Below are 23,567 nucleotides of genomic sequence, written 5' to 3'. Positions count from 1 at the left end.
GGGAATCGAACCCCTCTTACCAGAATGAAAATCTGAGGTCCTAACCGATAGACGAACGGGCCAGCTATATAATTACGCTAATTTATTAACGTGCTTAGTCAATTTGCTTTTCAAGTTAGCCGCCTTATTCTTGTGAATAATGTTTTTCTTAGCTAATTTATCCAACAAAGCGATAACTTTTGGCAATTGCTCAGTAGCAGCTGCTTTGTTTTCTTCGCTTCTCAAAACTTTTAATGCAGTTCTTGCAGTCTTGTGGTAATATCTGTTACGAAGTCTTCTTACTTCGTTTTGTCTGATTCTCTTAAGTGCTGATTTATGATTTGCCATATCGTTCAAATGTGAGTGCAAAAGTATAGACTTTTTTTTTATCTGCCAAATTTATTTTTAAAAATTTTTAATTTTCTTCAGATAAATATCTCTGAGCTTTTCCCTTGCGATTTCTAATTTTATTTTTGTAGTCTATAGGAGAATCGAACTCCTGTTGCAAGGATGAAAACCTTGAGTCCTAACCACTAGACGAATAGACCAAATTTTGAGGTTGCAAAAATATATATTAAGTTTTACATTTCAAAATTTTTCTGCTATTTATACATCTTTTGGATGATTGTATTTTTAATTCCTTTGGCTTCCAGTTCTTTCTGAAGTTTCACAGCATCTTCCAAAGAATACTCTTTTCCGTAAGTGTAGTAGAAAATGCCGTTCATTTTATTTCGCTCCACATCTTTCAAGGTCTGTAGAATATGGGAATTGGCGCTCAGTTTATCTTTCCCTACGTACACTTCTATATTATAGTAACCGGAATTTAATTTTTGATTTGGCATAAATCCAACTGCGTAGGCATTTTTGAAACCTGCATCTTTAGCAGTTTTGATATTCTGATCTTTGATGGAAGCCATATTCGTCACGCTGTAGTAGTATTTGTAAACTCCGCCTTCTTTTAAGATTAAAATGTAATTTAATCCTCTTAAAGCAGGATCGCTTTCATCATATTTAATAGAAGTGGTCATCAGCAAAATTCTGAAATCATTTTTCAATGGAACTTCAGCTGGTTTTTCCGGCTCCGGTTTTTTATTTGAGGCTACATTTCCTGTTTTTCTGTCATAAGCTTTTTTGTAATCAATAATTGCGAGGTAAATACTTTCAGCAATCTCTTCCTGACCTTTATCTGATGCTAAATAGTGACTTTCTTCTGGATGATTGATAAAACCTGTCTCAATCAACACAGAAGGCATTGCATTCATCCTTAAAACGTGCAGGTTTTTCTGAAACACACCTCGTGAAAACCGTTTGTCTCTGTTGACAAAATTTCCTTCAACCAAACCTCCCAAAAGCATGCTGGCCTCAAGATATTTGCTTTGCTGAAGTTTAAGGGCAATTAAAGATTCAGGAGAGCTTGCGTTGTACGAGCCGAAAGTCTGCTTATCTTTTTCATCCAGATAAATTACATCGTTTTCACGTTTTGCCACTTCAAGATTTTCATCGTTTTGGTTTGGTCCCTGTACAAAGGTTTCAGTTCCGTATGCAGTATTTCTGGCTGCGGAATTACAGTGAATAGAAACGAAAAGATCAGCCTTACTTCGGTTGGCAAGGTTGGTACGGTCTGAAAGTGACGGAAATTCATCTATCTTTCTTGTATAAATGATTTTAAAGTCTTTATTCTTTTCAAGTTTAGCACCTAATTTTAACGTAATGGCGAGGGTAACATCTTTTTCTGCAATTCTACCGATATCACTGTAAGATCTGTAGGCTCCATGGTCACTTCCGCCGTGTCCGGCATCCAAAACTATGGTGAATTTTTTTTGAGAAAATGCAATACTGGAGAAAACTACGAACAGAAATGCTAAAATTATTTTAAATTTTGATTGGTACATCTTTCAGTTTTAAAAATTATACTAATTTTGACCCCAAATTATAGCAAACAAAAATTGGACAAAACCGTCTTCAAAAATATATTACAATTTCTTATTATCCTAATTTTTAACAGTTTTTTAGCACAGACAGTGCCTCAAAAATTGCAGAGAAATACGGTAATAAATGATACCATACCGAAAGTGGTAAGTGATACCATCACAAAAAAAGATACAATAGTTCTGCCAAAAGAGTCTTTGGAAGATGTACTGCGTACAAAAGCCGATTCTAAAAGGAGAGATGTTCCGAAGAAAATGATTTATCTCGTACAGAATGCGCAGGTAAAGTATCAGGATATGCAGATTGACGCAGATTATATCTCGATTGATGAGGAGAAAAACATCATTTTTGCCAGAGGAAAGCTGGATTCTTTAGGTAAATATACAGAATTGGCTCAGGTTGACCAGGCTGGAAAGAAATATGAAGTGGAAAGCTTCAGCTACAATACCAAAACCAGAGAAGCTATTGCCTACAACGCGAGAACCGAGGAAAGTGAAGGTCTGATAGTGGCGGATAAAACCAAAAAATACAACGACTCTGTCTTCGTAATGCGCCATGCGGAGTTTACAACCGATAAATATTATATCGATAAAAAAGATACGCGGCCCGATTACCACCTTTTGGCTTCACACATCAAAATGCAGAAAGGAAAAAGCAATTCTACCTTAATTGTAGGTCCTGCACAAATGTATATAGAAGATGTGCCAACGCCTTTGGTAATGCCGTTTGCTATTCTTCCGTTTTCAGATAAGCGATCTGCAGGGATTTTGATTCCAAGTTTTGGGGAAAGGGAAGATGTTGGATTTTTCTTAAATGGTTTGGGGTATTATCAGCCCATTGGCGAGCATTTTGACCTTCGGGTTTTAGCTGATATTTATACTAAAGGAAGCTGGAATTTAAGGCCGGAAATGAATTATATCAAGAAATACCGTTACAACGGAAATTTCGCCGCAGATATTGGTAATACAGTCCGCGGAATTAAAGGACTTGATAATTACAGCAAAACCGGAACCTACAGAATCGCGTGGAGACATACTCAGGATACCAAAGCTAATCCGTTTCTAACGTTTTCTGCTTCAGTGGATGTTACGAGCCAGACGTTCTACAACAATACGGTGAACAATAATTATATTATGGATCAGAGCGTGCTCAGAACCCAGCAGAATTCTACGCTCACGCTTACCAAACGATTTTTAACATTACCAATCACGATTACCGGAACGGCTTCCTACAATCAGAACTTCGCGACAGGATTGGCGGATCTCCGTCTTCCACAGATGAATATTGCCATCAACCAGTTTTATTTATTCGGATCCAAAACCGGAGTGAGACAGGGTTTACTGGAGAATATTACCGTAAATACAGGAATTAACCTAACCAACTCTGTAAGCACTGAAGAAGGCGAGCTTTTCACCAAAGCCATGTGGGATAAACTGCAGACCGGTGTGAGAAACAATATTGCTTTAGGAACCAATACAACGATTGCCAAATATTTTACCTTTAGTTTAGGAGCCAATATTGATAATGCTTTAACTACAAAAACCCTTACAAGAGCATACGACCCCATAGAAAATAAAGTGGTTGATCAGGTGAATAAAAGAGTAGCCGGATATTCTACGTTCAGCACAAGTGCTTCATTGCAAACGACGCTTTACGGAATGCTGAACTTTAAAAAAGGTGGAGCAGTAGAGGCAATCCGTCACATGATGATGCCGAGTTTGAGTTTTTCATATTCTCCTGATTTTGGTGCACCGGGCTTTGGATATTTCAGAAATTATTATGACGCAGCAGGTGCTTTGACGCCTTACTCAATTTTTGATATGGGAATTGTCGGAAGTCCTGTATCAGGCGAAGTAGGAGCGATGGGATACAATATTTCGAATAATATTGAGATGAAAATTAAATCTAAAAGTGATTCTACAGGTGTAAAAAAGATTAAAATATTTGAGTCTCTGAATATCAACGGGAACTATAATTTCCTGGCAAAATCACATCCTTTTTCAATAATCACAGTTAATGGACAGACATCTCTGTTCGACAGTAAACTGAGCATCAACACAAGCCTTGCCATAGAACCTTACAAAATTTTATTCATTCCCGGAACTGATACCGGTATCAGAACAGAAGATTTCGGATCGTTCAGTGTACAGGGTTTTAATGTTCAGATGTCTTATCCTTTAAGCAGCGAGATTTTCAATAAAAAAGGTGAGAAGAAAGATTACGCCAAGCTCTACGATAAAAAAGGCGAGATCAGAAACGAAAATTATTATTTTGATGATGACAATTATGCTCACTTCGATCAAACCTGGAGCCTGAATGTCAATGCAAGTTATGCCTATACAAGAAATTTAACCAGAGAAGGCACAAGAATTGCCTCCGTAGGTTTGGACGGAAATATGAAGCTTACACCCTACTGGAATGTTACCGGAAGTACCCACTACGACATGATCACAGGGAAACTGGCTTACACAAGAATCGGTTTTGCGAGAGATCAGCGAAGTTTCACAATAAATTTTAACTGGGTTCCTTTCGGGCAGTATAAAGTGTACGATTTCTTTATAGGAATCAAAGCAAATATTTTGAGTGACGCTCTTAAATATAAAGACAGAAGTTTTACGCAGCCTAACGCACCTTTTTAAGATCATCATTTAATTAAAATAGAAATTTTATATTTGCAGCCAAACAGAGTCAGCAATCACATTGATTTCTGAGGCAAAATTTAATTTAAAAAATATTTGAAATATATCTAATAATGAAAACAATAATCAATACAGAAAATGCTCCGGCAGCTATCGGACCTTACTCTCAGGCAAATTTTGCCAACGGAGTTCTTTATATTTCAGGTCAGATTCCGGTAGATCCTTCAACGGGTAAGCTGGTAGAGGGAATCGAAAAGGAAACACATCAGGTAATGAAAAATCTTGAAGCAATCCTTACTGAAGCAGGTATGACTTTTAAAAATGTTGTGAAAGCTACCATTTTCCTAAAAAGCATGGATGATTTTGCTGTAATGAATGATATTTACGCATCGTATCTTGACGCAGAAAGCTATCCGGCGAGAGAAACTGTACAGGTTTCATGTCTGCCAAAAAATGTTGATATCGAAATCTCAATGATTGCACATCAGGATTAATGAATTTTCTAAGAAATACATTAGCGGTTCTGGTAGGTCTTGCAATTGCAGGGCTTATGATTACTCTTGGGATAAGAGCATTTCCGCAATGGGTTACTTTCGATGCTTTTGCTCCGTTTGAGCACTGGCAGCGCTTTCTGGAAAGCATGAAGGGCGAGGATGCCTTTTTCGGTTTTCTTCTTTTTATTTCAGGTTTGGGGACCACGATCGGTGGCGTTGTTACGGCCATAATAGTGAAGTACGCAAAAGTTGCGTACGCAATCTTAATAGGTTTTATCATGCTGTTTATTGCGATGCTGGATATTATCATCTTCCCGTACCATCCTACATTTTATAAGATAAGTATATTTCTTACCTTTTTTCCTTTTGCCTGGCTCGGGGGAAAAATTGTTTCAGTGATTTACGAAAGAAAAAATAAAAGACTTAAACTTAAATCATAAAAAATCGCCGCTTCAGTAATAAAGCGGCGATTTTTTATTTAGTTCCAAATAGATTTAAGGCATTTTAAATCCTTTGGTGTATATCCTTCCATATTCGTCTACAAATTTCACCTGTACGTTACCTTTGTAGTTGTTTAGAATTTTTTCTACATCACCCTGCGAGTTTACCGGCTTGCCATTGATTTCGATGATAATGTAGTTATCTACAATTCCGATTTTTGCCATTTCTCCACCTTCGATTACGCCTTTCGCAACAACACCGCTGTTAAGTCCGTAATCAGTTTTGAATCTGTCGCTCAGCTCGCTAAAGTCTGATCCTATTTTTTCACTCACACTCAGATCCGCTTTCGTTCTGGTAGAAGTACCTCCTTTCTGATCTTTTAGTGTAACCGTTGTTGTATTTTCTTTACCGTTTCTCAGATAGGTCAGCTGCACTTTATCACCAGGTCTTCTGCTACCCACGGCTGCAGAAAGATCTGCAAAATCTGTTATGGTGTATGAATCCACTTTTGTGATAATATCTCCTTTTTTCACGCCTCCGTCTTCAGCACCGCTGTTTTCAGAGAACCCTGTTACATACATTCCGTTTCCGGCTTTCAGGCTGGTTTTCTGTTCTTTGTTGTAAGCTGCTACCAACTGATCATTAGATAAGTCTAAAGTCATCACTCCAAGGAAACCCCTCTGTACAATACCGAATTTTTTGATATCCTCAACAATCTTTCTGGCTAGATTTGCAGGTACCGCAAACCCATATCCCTGATAATATCCTGTAGTAGACTGAATCGCAGAATTGATTCCGATAAGTTCTCCGCTTGCATTCACAAGAGCTCCTCCTGAGTTTCCGGGATTAATCGCTGCGTCGGTCTGGATAAAGCTTTCAATAGGATTGCTTGCTTTCCCCTGAGAGCCCAGAATGCCAATTCCTCTGCCTTTTGCTGAAACAATACCTGCTGTAACTGTAGAATTTAAACCTAAGGGATTTCCTACTGCCAAAACCCACTGTCCAACTTCAATATTATCTGAATTGGCAAAGTTCAGGAACGGAAGTCCTTTTTCTTCGATTTTTAATAATGAAATATCTGTATTCGGGTCAGTTCCCACCAAAGTTGCGATGTACGCTTTTTTATTGCTTAAAACCACTTCAAGCTTGTTGGCTCCTGCCACAACGTGGTTGTTTGAAATAATATATCCATCCGGAGAAATGATCACACCAGATCCCATTCCTGATGGCATATTATCCGGTGCCTGCTGCCTTTGTCCGCGCTGATTTCTTCCACCCATAGGGTCGCCGAAAAAGAAATCCCACATATCCTGCTCAGAAGCTCTGCTGGATGCTTTATTTTGATAATTTTTAATGCTCACTACAGCAGGCACAGTAGCCTTGGCCGCTTTGGTGAAATCGTCACCTACGGCTGCGGTATTCATTCCGACAAATGACGTGTTGCCTGATTTTGTGAAGTAAGATTGGTCTGTCATGCCGGTGCCGTCATTAAAATACTGCTGAACACCAACTGTGGTAGCTCCGGAGATAACTCCCACTACTGCAAATGGTAATAGTTTTTTTAAAGTACTCTTCATTGTATATCTTCTTTGATTTATAATTAATAAGTTATTTTTATGTAAACAAATTTAATGCTAAATAAGTAATCAATTCATTTAAAGTGTTTCAGTTTTAACTAAAATTTAACTGCATTTATAGCATTTTAAAGTTTAAGTCGTAATTTAAGTCTTGCTTTAACTAAACTTAAAAATTTATTAAAGTCAAATTGTCATATTTTAGATGTCAGATATCCTCCGAAAGTTAAATTATGTGTTGTAAAATCTGTCACACGGTAATTCTGGCATTATTTTAAAATTGATTTAAATGCTTATATTTGCAAAAATTTTCTCACTTAAAACGTTTATAGCATGCAACTGTACAACACCTTAAGCGCAGAAGAAAGAGCTCAGTTAATCGATGAAGCTGGTAAGGACCGTCTTACATTGTCTTTCTATGCGTATGCCAAAATTCAGGATCCCCAAAAATTCCGCAACGACCTTTTTATCGCCTGGAACGCACTTGATGCCTTAGGACGTATTTACGTTGCCCATGAAGGAATTAACGCTCAGATGAGTGTGCCGGCAGACAATTTTGAGGCTTTTAAAGATACGCTTGAAGCATACGATTTCATGAGAGGGATCAGATTAAATGTTGCGGTAGAGCATGATAACCATTCATTTTTAAAGTTAACCATTAAAGTTCGGAATAAGATTGTTGCCGACGGTTTGAATGATGAAACCTTTGATGTTACCAATAAAGGTATTCATTTGAAAGCTCAGGAATTCAATGATATGCTTGAAGATCCGAACACGATCGTGGTAGATTTCAGAAACCATTATGAGAGTGAAGTGGGGCATTTTGAAGGTGCCATCACTCCGGATGTAGAAAATTTCAGGGAAAGTTTGCCGATTATTAACGGTCAGCTTCAGGATTTTAAAGAAGATAAAAACCTTTTGATGTATTGTACTGGCGGAATCCGGTGTGAGAAGGCGAGTGCTTATTTTAAACATCAGGGTTTTAAAAATGTTTTCCAGCTTGAAGGTGGAATTATTGAATATGCAAGACAGATCAAGGAAGAAGGCGTTGAAAGTAAATTCATCGGAAAAAACTTTGTTTTTGACCACCGTCTGGGCGAAAGAATTACGGACGATATTATTTCCCAGTGTCACCAGTGCGGAGAGCCCTGTGATAATCACACCAACTGTGCCAATGATGCCTGTCATTTGCTGTTTATCCAGTGTGATGAGTGTAAAGCTGAAATGGAAAATACGTGCTCAACGGAATGTCTTGAAACTATCCATTTGCCTTGGGAAGAGCAGGTTGCCAAAAGAAAAGGACTGAAAGTCGGGAACAAAGTATTCAGAAAAGGAAAATCTGATGCACTCAAATTTAAAAGTTCAGGTGATCTGTCTACACAAACTTTAGGGAAAGCGGTAAGCAAAGACATCCGTCAAAAAATCAAGATAAAAAAAACGTTGATTGGGAAAGCGGAACATTACTATTCAAAATCAAAAATTGCTCAGTTTTTACTGGAAAAGGAACTTACAGTTGGAGACAAAATATTAGTTTCCGGACCTACAACAGGCGAACAGCAGGTTGCAGTTACAGAAATTTATGTTGATGGAAATTCTTGCCAAACTGCAAAAGCAGGAGATCAGATTACTTTTGAACTTCCGTTCAGAGTAAGATTATCGGATAAAATCTACAGAATTTTAGAATCTGAAAAGGCTTAATCTGATGCTGAAAGCTGAGCTTAGAAAGAAATATTTAAACAAAAGAAAAGCCTTGTCGAATGATGAGGCTTTCGTGTTTTCTGAAAAGATATTTACAAATTTTGTCGATTATTTTAAACCTGAATCCGGACAGAAAATTCACATTTTCATTCCGATTGAAAAGTTTAATGAAATCAATACTCATATTTTTATTGATTATTTTTTAACCCGAAACATTCAGGTATTTGTTCCTAAAATCGTTGAAGGAAAGTTGATTTCAGTTGAGATTTTTAGCGAAACTCAATTTGAAACCAACAATTGGGGAATTTCCGAACCTGTTTCTAATGAAGATTCAGGAATTTCAGATTTTGATTTTGTTATCACACCCTTGCTTTACTGCGATGCAAAAGGAAACAGAGTAGGTTACGGCAAAGGTTTCTATGACAGTTTTTTTGAAAGTATATCTGAAGATTCAAAAAAAATCGGAGTTAATTATTTTAACCCCGATGAATGTATCGATGATGTCTGGAAAAACGATATTCCTTTAGATTATTTGGTTACGCCAACCGATGTGCTGTCTTTTGAAGGTGGTTTCGAGTAGAAATTGAGGAAGTAAAACTTAAACTCTTTATTCTTCTGCTCTGGTTTTGAAACCAAAGTGTACTGGGCATTTCTCTCAAAAATTCCGATAGATTTGTTTTTAGAATCGAGATATTCCACATTAAATTTAGCAAAATCCAGGGTGTCCTGATCCTTGATTTGTTTGAAAACATTGATGTTGCTCACTTTTATCTTCTTCACCTGCAGACTTTCAAGCTCTTTAAACATTCCCTGAAACGTTGTAGAATCTGATTTTTCAAAGTACTTTTCGATTTTGGCGTAGATGGCTTTGTCGATCTCTGTTTTTTTATTTCCGGAAAGATAAAGAGTCGAAAGATCCAGAACGTCCTGTACTTTCTGCATGGTGATGGCATTGATTGCCTGTGCGCTGTCCATCTTCACAGAAATATTCTCAGTGTTTCTAAGCTTCTCAAGGTCGCTTACGGTAGGGGTTTCATCTTTTTTCTTGCAGGCAATCGCTGTGATGCCAAGAAGTATCGTCAAAAACAAAAAGTTAGGGATTATTTTCATTGTTTGAGATTTTAAATTTTATAGATACAATTTTTCCTTTGTTATCCTTTTTCATTTCGATAACATTAAGGTTTTTAAGGGATGTTGTCGGGGTGGTTACGAGGGTGATGTAATCTTCTTTGTCAAGAGCTTCCAGACCGTAGATGTCGCTGTCATACACCTGAGTAATCACAGCGGCATTGCTGATCAGGTTTTCGAGCTGTTTTCTTTTCTGCTGTATCAGTTGCTCAGAATTTTCACCCTTGATGTCTTTGATGGAGAAATAGTAGAGTGCCATTTTATAGTCGTCTGGTTTCAGCTCAATGGTTTCTTCCTTTGGGGCGTTTTCGAGGTTTCTGTTGACTTCAAGATTCTCATACACTGCCGAGCTGATCTGCATTTTTATCGCTTTATCCTTCGATGCATACACGAATTTTTCACCTGGCTTTATTCTGTAGAGAATAGGAGATTCATTTTCCTTGATTACTTTTATTTCAATATCACTCTGTACGCCCTGATTTCGGTCGGCGTCAGTAAAATGATACGTATAAGTTTTCTGAAAAATTTCATCTTTAAATCCTAAAAGTCCCAGTAATATCACGAAAACGGAGCTTGCAGCAATCCATGCAGTTCTTTGGTAGCTTTTTTTTGCTGGTGTAAAACGTTTATTTTCTGTTACCTCATTATTTTGCGGAAATTCTTCAACTGTTTGATTATCAATATCCGATTTTTGTAAATCACTCAAAACAGGTTCGGTTTTCACCGTAGAAACAGTATTTTCCTGATTTTCCTCGAGGTTGACTGAAGCCGAAATCGTCTTTTCTAATTCTTTCAGGTCACTTTCGCTTAAATCATCATCATCTTTCAGTAATTCTCCGACAAAAAGATTCTGTTTTTTGAAATCGTACCATGAGTCGAAACCCGCATAAATACTCAACAAATTAAGCATATCGATTCTCGGAAGTTTGGTGACGGGAGAAGATTTAAAATAAGTGTAAAAAGATTTTTCACTGATGTTTCCCTTCGCCTTTTTTCGCAGATCTTCCTGAAAATAGATGATATCAATACCTTTCCATTTTGATATTTCATCAAATGAAGGGGTATATTCGGTTAAATATTGAGCCTGAACTGATTTTTTCAGTTGCTCAAAGTGTAATAAATCCAGATCAGTCAATTTTTAAAATATATTTAAAGTATTGATTTTCAATAAAGTTTAATTGTAAAACTGTTTTACAAAGTTATTACAATTGTTTTTCATAAACAAATTTTTCATCTGCTATACCTTTGTCTTGTTCAAATAACGGAACAGAAAAGAGATTTTAAAAAACAATATTAACAAATTAAATTTAATTTATTATGAAAAAGTCATTATTCGTAGCTGCTATCGCTGCTATTTCATTAGTTGCTTGTAAAAAAGGAGATGCTACTGAAACTAACAAAGATTCAATCGAAGCTAACAAAGATTCAGCTGTTGAAGCTATCGATTCTGCTGCTTCTGCAGGTAAAGATTCAGTTAAAGCTACTGCTGATTCAGCTAAAGCTGCTGTTGATTCTACAGCTAAAGTTGCTGCTCCAGCTGCTCACTAATCAGTTACGAACTGAAAATAAAAGAACCGTTTCGCTCAGCGAGACGGTTTTTTTGTGCTCTTTAGTTTTAAATTTAGTTTAGGATCTTTTCTGTTTCAAAGTTTCGTAACAGGTAATTGCAACGGCATTACTTAAATTTAAAGAATCAATGCTTCCGCTCATCGGAATTAAGGTGTTTTGACCTTTCCCATTCCAGAACTCACTTAAACCGGAATGTTCTGTGCCAAACAGTACAGCTGAGCGCTTGGTGAAATCTCTTTTATACAGGTCATCAGATGATTCATCCATAATAGTGGTGTAGATGCTGAAACCGTTTTCCTGCAGAAATTTATAAACATCATTATTTTCTGCCTGAAAGATTTCCATTCCGAAAAGACAGCCAACACTTGAACGGATGACATTTGGATTGTAAAAATCTGTTTTTCCGTCGGCAACAATTAATGCATCAATACCAAAAGCTTCACAGCTCCGTAGAATTGCTCCCAGGTTTCCAGGTTTTTCTACGCCTTCCACAACAATAACCGTTGAATCTTTTTTAGGTTTAAAATCATTTAAATCTGATTCTTTGGTTTTATAAACTCCAATTATTCCTTCGGAAGTTCCGCGGTAAGCAATTTTTTCATAAACTTTGTCATTTACCAGATGCGTTTTTTCTGAAGGAAGTTTTCCTTTGAAGATGTTTTCACATATGTAAAATTCCACTGGCTCAAAATTGTGTTTCAAAGCCCGCTCATTTTCCTGTTGTCCTTCTACAACGAAAACTTCAGCCTTTTTTCTGAATCTGTTGTCCGTTAAAAGTTTGGTGATGTATTTTATTTTTTCGTTCTGAAAACTCTCGATAATCATAATTGATGAATGATAAATGATAATTGATGCAAAAATAAGATTTTAAAAGTTACTCGCCTGTCATCATCAGTAAATTAGTATTTGTTTTAGGTTGGGTTTCAATACGGACGGAAAATTCATCAGCAGTATAACATAAATTGTTTAAATTAGCTAAAACTGGTGGTATGAAAATCATTAATATTTTGGCAATCGCTATTTTCTCATTGTACAGTTGTCAAAATGCAACTTCAAAAAAGGTATTTAAGGAGATTTCATTGGTAAATAAAATTGATTTTAATGATGACAAATTAAATCAGCCACGGTTTGCGTGTGGATTTTTGATGCAATATAATAATGAAACCTTTGCTGTTACGGCCAAGCATTTATTGCAGATAATAAAACCAAAAGAAATGAAAACTTTAGTATTTGAAAATCACATCAGAAGTTGGTCATTTTATGTATTGGATAAGAAAGATAAAACCGTTACAACGAATTCTCTTTTAAATAAAAATGAATCTGAAAATTTGAATGACAAATCATCATACAGTAACGATTGGCTTGTTTTGTCAGTTAAACAAAATAATTCAGATGTTGAAGTATTAAAAATAAGGGATAATCCGCTTGTTGTCGGCGAGAAATTGTATGTGGTTGGTTGGACAAGAACAATGGAAGATGGCCCACAAAGAGTTTATGAATTCGAGTATTACAAAACCATCAATAACAGAATGTTGCTTAAGGATGTTGTTGTTCCGGAAAAATTCGGCGGCTTAAGTGGTGCTCCTGTAGTGGACGAACGTGGGAAATTAGTTGGGATTGTCTCTGGTGGTACAGAAGATCCGGACACAAAAAAAAGTATTTTTCGCCATGTACTTTGGATACCCTGTTGTCCTTTTTAGATCAATATCAAAAGCAGAAAAAATAGTTTAAAGTGCTTTAATTTGTATCATTCAATGGAAAACTGTGTAAGTTCATCGTTATCGGAGCTGTCTATCAAACTCTGTGGAAGTTCTTTTTTGTTTTTGATTCCCAGAGATTTCAATTTCTGAGTTTGAGAAATCAGATTATCATTACCTGTTGAAAGCTGTTTGAATGCATCATTGTAAACATTTTTCGCCTGATCCAAATTCTTCCCAACTTTTTCTAAATTTTCTACGAAACCGGCAAATTTATCATATAGTTTTGCGCCACGTTCCGCAATTTCCAAAGAATTTCGGTTTTGGTATTCCCGTTTCCAAAGATCAGAAATTAGTTTTAAAGAAGTAATTAGATTGCTTGGATTTAAAAGTAAAATCCGTCTGTCGTAGGCAAAGTTCCACAGGTTTTGGTCGGCCTGCATGGCTGCGATGTAAGCCGGCTCGCTTGGAATAAACATCATCACAAAGTCAAGCGATTTCCCGTAGTCGTCGTATGCTTTTTGACTGAGTTGATTGATGTGATTTTTTATGGAAGATAAATGCTGATTGATTTTAATCTGATAAATTTCAGGATCGGTTTCATCAACCAATTCTGTGAAAGCGGTCAGAGAAACTTTAGAATCTATGATTACATTTCTTTCGTCCGGATATTTTACAACGGCATCCGGACGCATTTTTTTACCCGAAAATTCTGAGAATAAAGCTTTATTATCTTCATCTTTAAGTTCGTGTTCAAGGAAATATTCTCTTCCTTTTACCAATCCGGATTTCTCCAGAATACTTTCCAGGATCATTTCGCCCCAGTTTCCCTGGGTTTTGCTTTCGCCTTTCAGTGCTTTCGTCAGTCTTTTGGCGTCTTCAGAAATCTGCTGGTTGAGTAACGCGAGTTCTTTTACCCGCTCTCCAAGTGAAAAACGTTCCTTATTTTCCTTCTCATATGCTTCGTTGACCTTATTCTTTAAATCATTAATTTTCTCCTGAAAAGGGTCAAGAATATTTTTAAGATTATTTTGATTTAAAGCAGTAAACTTTTCTGTTTTCTCCTCTAAAATTTTATTAGCTAAATTTTCAAACTGCAGTTTTCCTTCTTCCTGAATTTTTTTTGTTTCTTCTTTTTGGGCTTTCAGAAAAGTATTTTCGGCAGAGGCTTTTGCAAACTCATTTTTTAAATCATTCAAAAGGTCAGCCTGCTGAAGATTGTTTTCTTTTTCAAGCCGAATAATTTGTTCTAAATCCTGAATTTTAAGATTCAAATTTTCCAGATCTGCATTGGATTTAATATTTAAACCATTTAATTCATCAAAAGAATTTCTTGAAACTGTTGATGATTTGAGATAAAAATAAATCATGGCTGAACCTAAAATCCCTCCAATAAAACAGCCGATGATCAGGTAAGTGATTTCCATTTTTCAAAATTACGAAACTATGAGCTGATGAAGAAAAATTTATGCGTAACAAACCTCACAGGTTTTCAAAACCTGTGAGGTTTAAGAAAAATATTTTTAAATATGAATATTTATATAGTTGTGTTTGTTTTCTCTAATATCTCAATATTTTTCACCACATCACTGCTTTCGCATTTCTTCAACTCTTTAGCTAAAGTGGAAGAAAGTAATTTCGGATGAAGAATTTGTGAAGCGACTTTTGCAGCTGCATAATCTACAATTCCGACGACGTTTTCTTTTAAAAAGTTGGGTGTGTTGGAAGAAATTACAGCCGTAGCCCATGATGTATCTCTAGCTTTTGAAATTGCAAAATCTAAAACTGCATTATCTTTTCCGTTGGATAATTTGTCGATTAAATTCACGGGATAACAAATTTTATTTAGAGAATCTTGTACGTTTTGATTAATTGAAGCAATCACAGAATTGATCCTTTCAAAATCGGTTTTCAGCGGATTGATTTTTCTGTAAGGCATTATCGACGCGGCGGAGATTCCCAAATCTAGATTGATATGCGCATTCATGCCTAAAAATATGTGTTGAAGAATTAAAAGGTCTTTGTTTTTGGTGGCTTCAAAAGCTAAAAACCATGCGTTGGTGCATTTTTTTCCTTTAGAATAGTTTTCCCAGGCATCTAGATATCTTGTTGCAAAAGCGATGTCGAGCAAAGTCATTCTTGGGTTGTCTTCAAACTTTTTCTGCTGAATTCCTTTTAAAACCTGTGCGGTCATAATTCTGTAGGTACAGGCAAAATATCCGATTGTGCTTTTATTTTCTTTGCTCCAGATGATGATTTCGTCTAATTTTTTCAGGACTTCTTCGATGGTTTTCATATTGGTTTAGTTTTAAATAAAGATAGGAAAAAGCCAGCGGTTTTGTGAGGTTGTATTTATTTTAATATTTTATATTCATATAAAAATTGACAGCCTTTTCCTAAATATCCAAACATTCCCCATTTTTCGTTGTTATAATACTTCATGTTGAGAAGCAAAAATTCATGATTTTCGGTTTTAATAAGGATGTTGCTTGATAATGGCACTTTTTCAAATGGAAAATTAAACTGGATTCTGTCTTCAGAATTGTTTGCAATTTCCATTGAATCCACTTTCTTTGAATTTTGAATCAAAAACAGTTTTATATTTCGCACACTTTTAGTCATAACACTGTCAGAAATTTCTATAGTGGGTTGATCAAAGATATATTTACTATCTGAACATTCTCTATTATCAGCCACACTCCGTTCTCTGCTGGTAGAAATCTGATAATAAAAAAATCCTGCAATAATAGAAACGATCAACAGTAAAATTCCAAGAATAATCAGACAGCCTTTCAAATATTTATTCATAAAAATTTTATTGAATTTTTAAGGATTTTCTTTTGCAATTTCATCATGGTGCTTCAGATACAGAGGCAACGCTGCAGAACCGTACCAGGGGAATATTTCATAATTAAAAATTCCGGCAGCTACGGCGGGATCAGTTTTACCCAGGATTCTGCTTCTTCTTTCGATTTTGTATTGAAGATAAACATACCGCGATAGTCGCGTTGATTTTTCTCTGAAAATGGTCCGGCAATAATCACTTTTCCTTCTTTGGCGAGTTTTCCGATGTTTTCCATGTGGCCTTTCATCAGATTGGCTTTTTTCTCTTTATCGTCGATTTTTGCTGTTCCGGTGGTGAGCATTACGATAACATAAGATTTCATTCCGTATTGGTCGGCTCCTAATGAATCGGCGAGTTTTTGATTGTATTTTAAAACGTCTACTTTTTTTTGCTGAGCCGAGTTCAAAAAAGTGATTGAAAATAAAGATAAAAGCAAAAATTTGATTTCATATTGTATTTTTTATTTTTGTTGGTGCGAATTGCACGCGCCCCGACCTGAGTGGAGCTCTTTTTATTTGGTGGGGGAGAACCCTGCCAGCGTTTCAGACGCTGGCAGGGTTGGGCGTTGGAAATAAAAAAGCGGGAACGGAGGGCGGAAACAGGCGCCCAAATAATAATATCTAAGCTTAATTTTCAATCTTTTATTCTCAAAAATTCTTTCGCCAGCTCAATCATTTTCGGATCGCCGGTGTATTTTCCATGTTCGTCGGAAAGCTTTACGGTAGGAATCCATTCTTTGTTCAGTGATTGTACACCGATTAGTTTCATCACGATATTCATTGGTTTCAAACCAACATCGTTCGTAAGGTTTGTTCCGATTCCGAAAGAAACGCCTATTTTTCCTTTACAGTAATTTGTGATTTCCTCTACTTTTTCGAGATTCAGATTGTCGGAAAAAATAATGTATTTAAACAGGGGATTGATTCCGTGGCGTTGATAGTGTGCGATTGTTTTGTCGGCAAATTCCAGAGGATCTCCGCTGTCGTGACGGACACCATCGAACAGTTTTGCAAATTTCTTATCGAACTGCTCAAAAAAGACGTCCGTTGTGTAAGTGTCTGAAAGTGCAACACCAAGATCACCTCTGTAAACATCCACCCAGTGTTCGAGCGCAAGCTTGTTGGCCATTTTGAATCCAAATTCGGCACCGTGGAACATGAACCATTCGTGGGCGTGGGTTCCGATTGGTTTTACACCGTATTTCATTGCGAAATGAACATTTGAACTTCCGATAAATGTGGAATCTTTTTTTCGGGTCAGAGCTTCCATTACAAGATTCTGAACTTTGTAGGAATGTCTTCTGCGCGTCCCGAATTCTGCGAAATTAACTCCCAGTTTGTTCAGGGAATCTGCTTTTTCAAGCGTTTTATTCATCACAATTTCATTGGAGTCTCTTTCCAGATGATTCATTTCGTAATGCAGCTCGCTGATTAAGGCCAGCAAAGGCACTTCCCAGAGAATCGTTCTGTACCAAAGTCCTTCCACGGTTACGGAAAGCTCGTTGCCGGTCTGTACGATTTTCACTTCAGACGGGTCGTAATGATAGCCTTCTAAAAAATCGAGATAAGGTAAATCTAAGTAAGGGCAGGTTTTAGCTAAAAATCTTTTTTCTTCCCGGGTAAGTTTCAGTTCGGCCATTTTGCTGACCACTTCTTTCAAAGCAACATCAAAACCTTCAGGGAAATGATGTTTTCCGCGGTTGATGAATTCGTATTTTACGGTTTGGCTTGGGAATAATTTTACCACTGCATTCTGCATGGTAATTTTATAGAAATCGTTGTCGAGAATGGAGTTAAACGTCATGTTTTGCATATTGTGTAATTTTAACACAAATTTAATTATTTAAAAATAAAAATCGTCTAAATGTAAGACGATTTTTTAAGTTCTCTTGAATTTTGTTCGGTTTTTACTTTCCTAAATAAGAATTGTACATCCATACTTCTTTTTCCTGTTCGGTAATGTAGTCGCTCATCTGAGAATTGGTTCCCTCGTCGCCAGCTTCGTCGGTAATGTTTAAAAGTTCCCGTTGTAAATCGATCACCACTTTGAATGAGTTTAAAATGATCTCAACACTTTTGTTTCCGTCATTCACTTCTCTGCTTTCTTTGATGGTTGAAACCTGAAGGTAGTCTGAATAGTTGTGAGCCGGAGTTGCTCCCAGTGTTAAAATTCTTTCAGCAATTTCATCAATTTTTAAAACAAGACTGTTGTAAAGTTCTTCGAATTTCGGATGGAGGGTAAAGAACTGTTCGCCTTTGATGTTCCAGTGGGATCCTCTCGTGTTTTGGTAGAAAACGGAGTAGTTGGCTAAAAGTATATTTAGTTTTTCTGAAATTTTCTGGCAGTCGGCTTCCTGCAAGCCGATGATATTCGCATTTTTCATAATATTAATTTCTAATGACAATTTCAATTGTAAATATTATGCCGAAAAAGGGTACGGCTGATTGATGATGATTATCTTTGCTATTTTTACAGTAAATCATTTTTGAATGAATATTCCGATAAATCCTGCTAAGACATTTTTAATTTCGTTGCTGCTGTTTTTGGCAGTTTGCTCAGGATATTATTTTTTATCGCTGACCAAAACAGACGGACATTATATATATGTAATAGATGATGCGTACATTCATCTGGCAATGGCTAAAAATTTTGCGCTGCACGATGTTTGGGGTGTTACGAAATATAAGTTTTCTTCAAGTTCGTCATCACCTCTTTTCACATTTCTGATTGCTGTTTTAATGAAAATTTTCGGCAATCATGATTTGATTCCGCTTTATTTCAATCTTTTATTTTCAGGTGGAATTGTCTTTATTTTAAATAAGTTTTACTCTAAAATTTTTTCATCAGATGTAAAGATTATTTCGGCAAATATTTTTACTGTTTTATTTGTTACCCTCCATTTGCAGGTTCTTTCAGGAATGGAACATGTGTTTCAGGTTTTTGTTTTTGCGCTTAATATTTTTTGTTTTTATAATTTAAATCAAAGTAAGTCTGCCAAATACGGGTTTTTTATTTCATTGCTTTTGCTCGGATTGATAAGGTTTGAAAGCATGTTTTACTTTGTAAGTCTTGCTTTTATTTTCTTTCTGATTAAAAACTGGAAATATGGAATTGCCGTTTTGGCTTGCGGATTTATCCCGATTTTGATGTTTTGTATTTTTAATCATTCCCAGTCTGGATACTGGTTTCCAAATTCCGTGGTGGTGAAAGGGACGGCGATTCATTTTAATGCGCATTTTTTTTCTGACCTTATATATATAGTAAAGAACAAATTAATTTTCAGCCGAAGCCTTTATAAAATCGGTTTTTTTCCAATCCTGATCTGTTGCTGGTTTGTCTGGCACGACCGGAAGAGCGGTTTTGAGAAAATTTTGAAGCAGAATTTTTTGTTGATTGTTCTTTCGTTTACATTTATTCTCCATTGTCTTTTTGCAGAAACAAGATATCTTTTTAGGTACGAGGCTTATCTGATAACAGGTTTTTCGATGGCTATTTTCGAGAGAATATGCAGAAATTTCAGTTTTAATAATTTCTTTATTAAAAGGAATATACTGCTTGTAGTGTTTCTGTCAGCTAATTTTGGTTTGATGGTTTATAAATTATCTGTTTCGCACAGGATTTTGATTTTCGGGAACAAAAATATTTATGAACAACATGTACAGTCAGCAAAATTTCTACATACTTATTATAATGATTCGAAGGTTGTGGCTAATGATATTGGTGCTGTAAGCTACTTTACAGATATACATCTCTTGGATATCGTGGGCTTGGCATCTGTAGAAACTATACCTTATAATGGAAGTGAAGTTGCGTTTGACCATCGTTTTAAAAAATTCATTTCAGAATATACAGTCAAAAATAAGTTTGATGTAGCGGTGGTTTATGAGGTATGGTTCAACGGCCAGATTCCTGATCATTGGAGAAAAGCAGCGGAACTTACTATAAGTGAAAATGTAAATGCTGCGAGAACAACGGTATCAATTTATTCTGTAAATCCGGAAAATTTTAGTCAGTTGCAGAAAAACATCAGGGATTTCAAATGGAACAAAAATGTTCAGGTGATCATAAAATAGGAAACGTAAGTTTCTGTGAACTAATTTTTAAGAATGTAAATTATTTATTTGCAACTGCTTGCAGATTAAAAAATTATTCATACTTTTGCACCCTAAAATAAAAGCAATTAAATGCCTACTATTCAACAATTAGTTAGAAAAGGAAGAGTCGCACTTACCAAGAAGAGTAAATCGGCTGCCCTTGATTCTTGTCCACAAAGACGAGGTGTATGTACGAGAGTATATACTACCACTCCTAAGAAACCTAACTCTGCACTTAGAAAAGTTGCAAGGGTAAGACTTTCAAACGGTAAAGAAGTTAACGCCTATATCCCAGGTGAAGGACATAATCTTCAAGAGCACTCGATAGTATTGGTACGCGGGGGGAGAGTAAAAGATTTACCAGGAGTAAGATACCACATCGTAAGAGGTGCGTTGGATACTGCTGGAGTAAGCGGAAGAACTCAAAGAAGATCTAAGTACGGAGCTAAGAGACCTAAACCAGGTCAGGCAGCAGCTGCACCGGCTAAAGGAAAGAAAAAATAATCGTTAAATAAGGTACAGAAACAATGAGAAAGACAAAAGCGAAAAAAAGACCGTTGTTACCAGATCCAAAGTTTAATGATCAATTGGTAACTAGATTCGTAAACAACTTGATGCTTGACGGTAAGAAGTCAATCGCATTCAAAATATTCTATGATGCATTAGATATCGTAGAAACTAAAAAAGGAGAAACTGAAAAGACTGCCCTTGAAATCTGGAAAGATGCATTAACTAACGTTATGCCTCACGTAGAAGTACGTTCCAGGAGAGTAGGTGGAGCTAACTTCCAGATTCCTATGCCAATCAGAGCTGACAGAAAAATTTCTATGGCTATGAAATGGTTAATCCTTTACTCTAAAAAGAGAAATGATAAGTCAATGGCTTTGAAATTGGCTAACGAAGTGGTAGCTGCTTCAAGAGAAGAAGGTGCTGCTTACAAGAAAAAATCTGATACTCACAAAATGGCGGAAGCTAACAAGGCTTTCTCACACTTTAAATTCTAATTAGAAATGAGTAGAGATCTTAAATTTACAAGAAATATTGGTATTGCTGCGCACATTGATGCCGGTAAAACTACCACTACAGAAAGAATTTTATTCTATACAGGAGTAAATCACAAAATTGGTGAGGTTCACGATGGTGCTTCTACAATGGACTGGATGGAGCAGGAAGCAGAAAGAGGTATTACAATTACTTCTGCTGCAACTACTTGTTCTTGGAATTTCCCAACAGATCAGGGTAAACCGGTAGCTGATACTAAACCTTACCACTTCAACATCATCGATACACCGGGACACGTTGACTTCACAGTAGAAGTAAACAGATCTTTGAGAGTATTGGATGGATTGGTATTCCTTTTCTCTGCAGTAGATGGAGTAGAGCCTCAGTCTGAAACAAACTGGAGACTTGCTGACAACTACAAAGTTGCAAGAATGGGATTCGTAAACAAAATGGACAGACAAGGTGCTGACTTCCTTAACGTGGTAAACCAAGTTAAGACGATGTTAGGATCAAACGCAGTTCCAATCGTTTTGCCAATCGGTGCTGAAGAAGATTTCAAAGGTGTTGTAGACTTGATCAAAAACAGAGCGATCATCTGGGATGAGGCAGGACAGGGTGCTACTTTCGAGGTAGTTCCAATTCCTGAGGATATGAAGGATGAAGTTCTTGAATACAGAGAGAAATTGGTAGAAGCTGTTTCTGAATATGACGAAACTTTGATGGAGAAATTCTTCGAAGATCCGGATTCAATTACAGAAGAAGAAATCAATGCTGCATTGAGAGCTGCAACTATCGATCTTTCTATTATCCCAATGACTTGTGGTTCTTCATTCAAAAATAAAGGAGTACAGTTTATGTTGGATGCAGTATGTAAATATTTGCCTTCTCCATTGGATAAAGATGATATCAAAGGTACAGATCCAAGAACTGACGCTGAGATCACAAGAAAACCAGACGTAAAAGAGCCTTTCGCGGCTTTGGCATTTAAGATTGCTACCGATCCTTTCGTAGGAAGACTGGCATTCTTCAGAGCATACTCTGGAAGACTGGATGCAGGTTCTTATATCTTGAACACCCGTTCAGGAGATAAAGAAAGAATCTCAAGAATCTATCAGATGCACGCTAACAAGCAGAATCCTGTAGAGTATATTGAAGCAGGAGATATTGGTGCAGCGGTAGGTTTCAAATCTATCAAAACCGGTGATACTATGTGTGACGAGAAAAACCCGATCATTCTAGAATCGATGGTTTTCCCTGATCCGGTAATTGGTATCGCTGTAGAACCTAAAACTAAAGCTGACCAGGATAAAATGGGTAACGCTCTAGCTAAATTGGCTGAAGAAGATCCTACTTTCACAGTGAGAACTGACGAAGCTTCTGGACAAACGATCATTTCTGGTATGGGTGAGCTTCACTTAGATATCATTGTTGACCGTATGAAGAGAGAATTCAAAGTTGAAGTTAACCAGGGACAACCTCAGGTTGAGTACAAAGAAAATCTTACAAAAGTTGCAAGCCACAGAGAAGTTTACAAAAAGCAGTCAGGTGGTAAAGGTAAATTTGCTGATATTGTATTTGAACTTGGACCTGCTGAAGAAGGTAAAGTTGGTTTAGAATTCATCAATGAGATCAAAGGTGGTAACGTTCCTAGAGAATTTGTTCCTGCAATTGAAAAAGGCTTTAAAGCTGCAATGAAAAACGGTCCTTTGGCTGGTTTCGAAGTTGAAGGTATTAAAGTTACTCTTAAAGACGGATCTTTCCACGCGGTAGATTCTGATGCACTTTCTTTTGAATTAGCTGCAAAATTAGGATTTAAAGAAGCGGGACGTGCTGCTAAGCCGGTAATTATGGAGCCTATTATGAAACTGGAAGTTGTAACTCCGGAAGAATATATGGGTAACATCATTGGTGACCTTAACAAGAGAAGAGGTACAATCAGTGGACAGGAAGAAAAGAACGGTGCCGTTGTAATCAAAGGTTCAGTTCCATTATCTGAAATGTTCGGATATGTTACGACTCTAAGAACACTTTCATCAGGAAGAGCTACTTCTTCTATGGAATTAGAGAAGTACCAGGCTACTCCTCAAAACGTTGCTGAAGATATCATTGCTAAAGCAAAAGGTTAATTTTTTAAATCAAAGAAATGTCACAAAGAATCAGAATAAAACTAAAATCTTACGATTACAACTTGGTGGACAAGTCTGCTGAGAAGATCGTAAAAACGGTAAAGGCTACTGGTGCTGTTGTAAACGGACCAATTCCATTGCCAACGAACAAGAGAATCTTCACAGTGTTGAGATCTCCGCACGTAAACAAGAAAGCAAGAGAGCAGTTCCAATTGTCAGCTCACAAGAGATTGATGGATATCTACTCTTCTTCTTCTAAAACTGTTGATGCTCTAATGAAATTAGAACTTCCTTCAGGAGTTGACGTAGAAATTAAAGTGTGATAATTTAGCCAATGGCTATAAGCTAATAG

The 23,567-nt window shown here is 36.6% G+C and carries 24 protein-coding genes and 1 tRNA gene; 12 read left to right on the top strand and 13 right to left on the bottom strand.

The features are described from left to right. Positions 1 to 72: 72 nt before the first annotated feature. The 3 genes from rpsT to ASG21_RS00140 all read right to left on the bottom strand — a co-directional run bounded on the left by rpsT (position 73) and on the right by ASG21_RS00140 (position 1,871). Complete coding sequence (gene rpsT, locus ASG21_RS00150; RefSeq protein ID WP_056035301.1) at positions 73 to 327, bottom strand: 30S ribosomal protein S20; 255 nt, start codon at positions 325 to 327, stop codon at positions 73 to 75. 128 nt (positions 328 to 455) lie between these two features. Then, positions 456 to 527 (bottom strand) — tRNA-Glu (locus ASG21_RS00145). Between the two features lie 54 nt (positions 528 to 581). Continuing rightward, entirely contained in the window at positions 582 to 1,871 is a 1,290-nt protein-coding gene (locus tag ASG21_RS00140; RefSeq protein ID WP_056074416.1) for an N-acetylmuramoyl-L-alanine amidase, read from the bottom strand. Positions 1,872 to 1,925: 54 nt separating this feature from the next. Between ASG21_RS00140 and ASG21_RS00135 the strand changes: the two genes are divergently transcribed. The 3 genes from ASG21_RS00135 (at position 1,926) to ASG21_RS00125 (ending at position 5,481) form a co-directional block, all read left to right on the top strand. Beyond that, positions 1,926 to 4,547: a putative LPS assembly protein LptD gene (locus ASG21_RS00135; protein WP_128414170.1), complete on the top strand. Its 2,622-nt coding sequence runs from the start codon at positions 1,926 to 1,928 to the stop codon at positions 4,545 to 4,547. 113 nt (positions 4,548 to 4,660) lie between these two features. Continuing rightward, entirely contained in the window at positions 4,661 to 5,041 is a 381-nt protein-coding gene (locus ASG21_RS00130; RefSeq protein WP_056074412.1) for a RidA family protein, read from the top strand. Next, positions 5,041 to 5,481 carry a hypothetical protein gene (locus ASG21_RS00125; protein WP_056074410.1) on the top strand — a complete coding sequence of 147 codons (441 nt, stop codon included), beginning with the start codon at positions 5,041 to 5,043 and terminating at the stop codon, positions 5,479 to 5,481. The genes ASG21_RS00130 and ASG21_RS00125 overlap by 1 nt, the downstream gene beginning before the upstream one ends. Positions 5,482 to 5,535: 54 nt before the next feature. On the opposite strand, the gene ASG21_RS00120 is transcribed toward ASG21_RS00125, so the two are convergent. Further along, positions 5,536 to 7,059 (bottom strand): trypsin-like peptidase domain-containing protein, encoded by a 1,524-nt coding sequence (locus ASG21_RS00120; protein WP_056074408.1) that lies wholly within the window; start codon positions 7,057 to 7,059, stop codon positions 5,536 to 5,538. Positions 7,060 to 7,389: 330 nt separating this feature from the next. Here ASG21_RS00120 and ASG21_RS00115 point away from each other — a divergent pair, with 330 nt between their 5' ends. Both ASG21_RS00115 and ASG21_RS00110 read left to right on the top strand, forming a co-directional pair. Continuing rightward, a complete protein-coding gene (locus tag ASG21_RS00115) occupies positions 7,390 to 8,754 on the top strand; it encodes a rhodanese-related sulfurtransferase (protein WP_056074405.1) in 1,365 nt (454 codons plus the stop codon). Between the two features lie 4 nt (positions 8,755 to 8,758). After that, positions 8,759 to 9,334 carry a 5-formyltetrahydrofolate cyclo-ligase gene (locus tag ASG21_RS00110; protein ID WP_056074403.1) on the top strand — a complete coding sequence of 192 codons (576 nt, stop codon included), beginning with the start codon at positions 8,759 to 8,761 and terminating at the stop codon, positions 9,332 to 9,334. Here ASG21_RS00110 and ASG21_RS00105 read toward each other — a convergent pair. Further along, complete coding sequence (locus ASG21_RS00105; RefSeq protein WP_056074401.1) at positions 9,283 to 9,864, bottom strand: hypothetical protein; 582 nt, start codon at positions 9,862 to 9,864, stop codon at positions 9,283 to 9,285. The two genes, ASG21_RS00110 and ASG21_RS00105, sit on opposite strands and share 52 nt — an antisense overlap. Continuing rightward, on the bottom strand, positions 9,848 to 11,017 hold the full coding sequence (locus tag ASG21_RS00100) for a hypothetical protein (protein ID WP_056074399.1): 1,170 nt from the start codon (positions 11,015 to 11,017) through the stop codon (positions 9,848 to 9,850). Before ASG21_RS00100 ends, ASG21_RS00105 begins: the two co-directional genes overlap by 17 nt. A gap of 182 nt (positions 11,018 to 11,199) precedes the next feature. On the opposite strand from ASG21_RS00100, the gene ASG21_RS00095 reads away from it, so the two are divergent. Continuing rightward, entirely contained in the window at positions 11,200 to 11,430 is a 231-nt protein-coding gene (locus ASG21_RS00095; protein ID WP_056074397.1) for a hypothetical protein, read from the top strand. A gap of 78 nt (positions 11,431 to 11,508) precedes the next feature. Here the strand turns inward: ASG21_RS00095 and ASG21_RS00090 are convergent, their stop codons facing one another. Next, positions 11,509 to 12,276, bottom strand: a complete 768-nt coding sequence (locus ASG21_RS00090) for a TrmH family RNA methyltransferase (RefSeq protein ID WP_056074396.1) — start codon at positions 12,274 to 12,276, stop codon at positions 11,509 to 11,511. A gap of 164 nt (positions 12,277 to 12,440) precedes the next feature. Between ASG21_RS00090 and ASG21_RS00085 the strand changes: the two genes are divergently transcribed. Next, the gene (locus tag ASG21_RS00085; RefSeq protein ID WP_056074394.1) at positions 12,441 to 13,151 is read left to right on the top strand and encodes a trypsin-like serine protease; all 711 of its coding nucleotides are present in this window, start codon (positions 12,441 to 12,443) and stop codon (positions 13,149 to 13,151) included. Between the two features lie 47 nt (positions 13,152 to 13,198). Here the strand turns inward: ASG21_RS00085 and rmuC are convergent, their stop codons facing one another. The 6 genes from rmuC to ASG21_RS00055 all read right to left on the bottom strand — a co-directional run bounded on the left by rmuC (position 13,199) and on the right by ASG21_RS00055 (position 18,376). After that, positions 13,199 to 14,575: a DNA recombination protein RmuC gene (gene rmuC / locus ASG21_RS00080; RefSeq protein ID WP_056074391.1), complete on the bottom strand. Its 1,377-nt coding sequence runs from the start codon at positions 14,573 to 14,575 to the stop codon at positions 13,199 to 13,201. 110 nt (positions 14,576 to 14,685) lie between these two features. Continuing rightward, positions 14,686 to 15,444 (bottom strand): DUF5995 family protein, encoded by a 759-nt coding sequence (locus tag ASG21_RS00075; RefSeq protein ID WP_056074390.1) that lies wholly within the window; start codon positions 15,442 to 15,444, stop codon positions 14,686 to 14,688. Positions 15,445 to 15,500: 56 nt separating this feature from the next. After that, positions 15,501 to 15,956, bottom strand: a complete 456-nt coding sequence (locus ASG21_RS00070) for a hypothetical protein (protein WP_056074388.1) — start codon at positions 15,954 to 15,956, stop codon at positions 15,501 to 15,503. Between the two features lie 119 nt (positions 15,957 to 16,075). Next, a complete protein-coding gene (locus ASG21_RS00065) occupies positions 16,076 to 16,399 on the bottom strand; it encodes a YciI family protein (RefSeq protein ID WP_241773426.1) in 324 nt (107 codons plus the stop codon). A gap of 227 nt (positions 16,400 to 16,626) precedes the next feature. Then, entirely contained in the window at positions 16,627 to 17,805 is a 1,179-nt protein-coding gene (pncB, locus tag ASG21_RS00060; RefSeq protein ID WP_056074386.1) for a nicotinate phosphoribosyltransferase, read from the bottom strand. A gap of 94 nt (positions 17,806 to 17,899) precedes the next feature. Further along, the gene (locus ASG21_RS00055) at positions 17,900 to 18,376 is read right to left on the bottom strand and encodes a Dps family protein (protein ID WP_056074384.1); all 477 of its coding nucleotides are present in this window, start codon (positions 18,374 to 18,376) and stop codon (positions 17,900 to 17,902) included. A gap of 106 nt (positions 18,377 to 18,482) precedes the next feature. On the opposite strand from ASG21_RS00055, the gene ASG21_RS00050 reads away from it, so the two are divergent. The 5 genes from ASG21_RS00050 (at position 18,483) to rpsJ (ending at position 23,538) form a co-directional block, all read left to right on the top strand. Continuing rightward, positions 18,483 to 20,066: a hypothetical protein gene (locus ASG21_RS00050; protein WP_056074383.1), complete on the top strand. Its 1,584-nt coding sequence runs from the start codon at positions 18,483 to 18,485 to the stop codon at positions 20,064 to 20,066. 111 nt (positions 20,067 to 20,177) lie between these two features. Continuing rightward, the gene (gene rpsL / locus ASG21_RS00045) at positions 20,178 to 20,591 is read left to right on the top strand and encodes a 30S ribosomal protein S12 (RefSeq protein WP_027383325.1); all 414 of its coding nucleotides are present in this window, start codon (positions 20,178 to 20,180) and stop codon (positions 20,589 to 20,591) included. 23 nt (positions 20,592 to 20,614) lie between these two features. Further along, positions 20,615 to 21,091 carry a 30S ribosomal protein S7 gene (rpsG, locus tag ASG21_RS00040; protein WP_034962875.1) on the top strand — a complete coding sequence of 159 codons (477 nt, stop codon included), beginning with the start codon at positions 20,615 to 20,617 and terminating at the stop codon, positions 21,089 to 21,091. Positions 21,092 to 21,097: 6 nt separating this feature from the next. Beyond that, positions 21,098 to 23,215, top strand: a complete 2,118-nt coding sequence (fusA, locus tag ASG21_RS00035; RefSeq protein WP_056074381.1) for an elongation factor G — start codon at positions 21,098 to 21,100, stop codon at positions 23,213 to 23,215. A gap of 17 nt (positions 23,216 to 23,232) precedes the next feature. Further along, positions 23,233 to 23,538 (top strand): 30S ribosomal protein S10, encoded by a 306-nt coding sequence (gene rpsJ, locus ASG21_RS00030; RefSeq protein WP_002661363.1) that lies wholly within the window; start codon positions 23,233 to 23,235, stop codon positions 23,536 to 23,538. The last annotated feature ends 29 nt before the right edge of the window (positions 23,539 to 23,567 follow it).

The organism is Chryseobacterium sp. Leaf394, assembly GCF_001424105.1.
In the GTDB taxonomy this organism is placed as follows: domain Bacteria; phylum Bacteroidota; class Bacteroidia; order Flavobacteriales; family Weeksellaceae; genus Chryseobacterium.
Note: the sequence above shows the minus strand (reverse complement) of the source record. Positions and strands in the feature narration are given on the sequence as shown.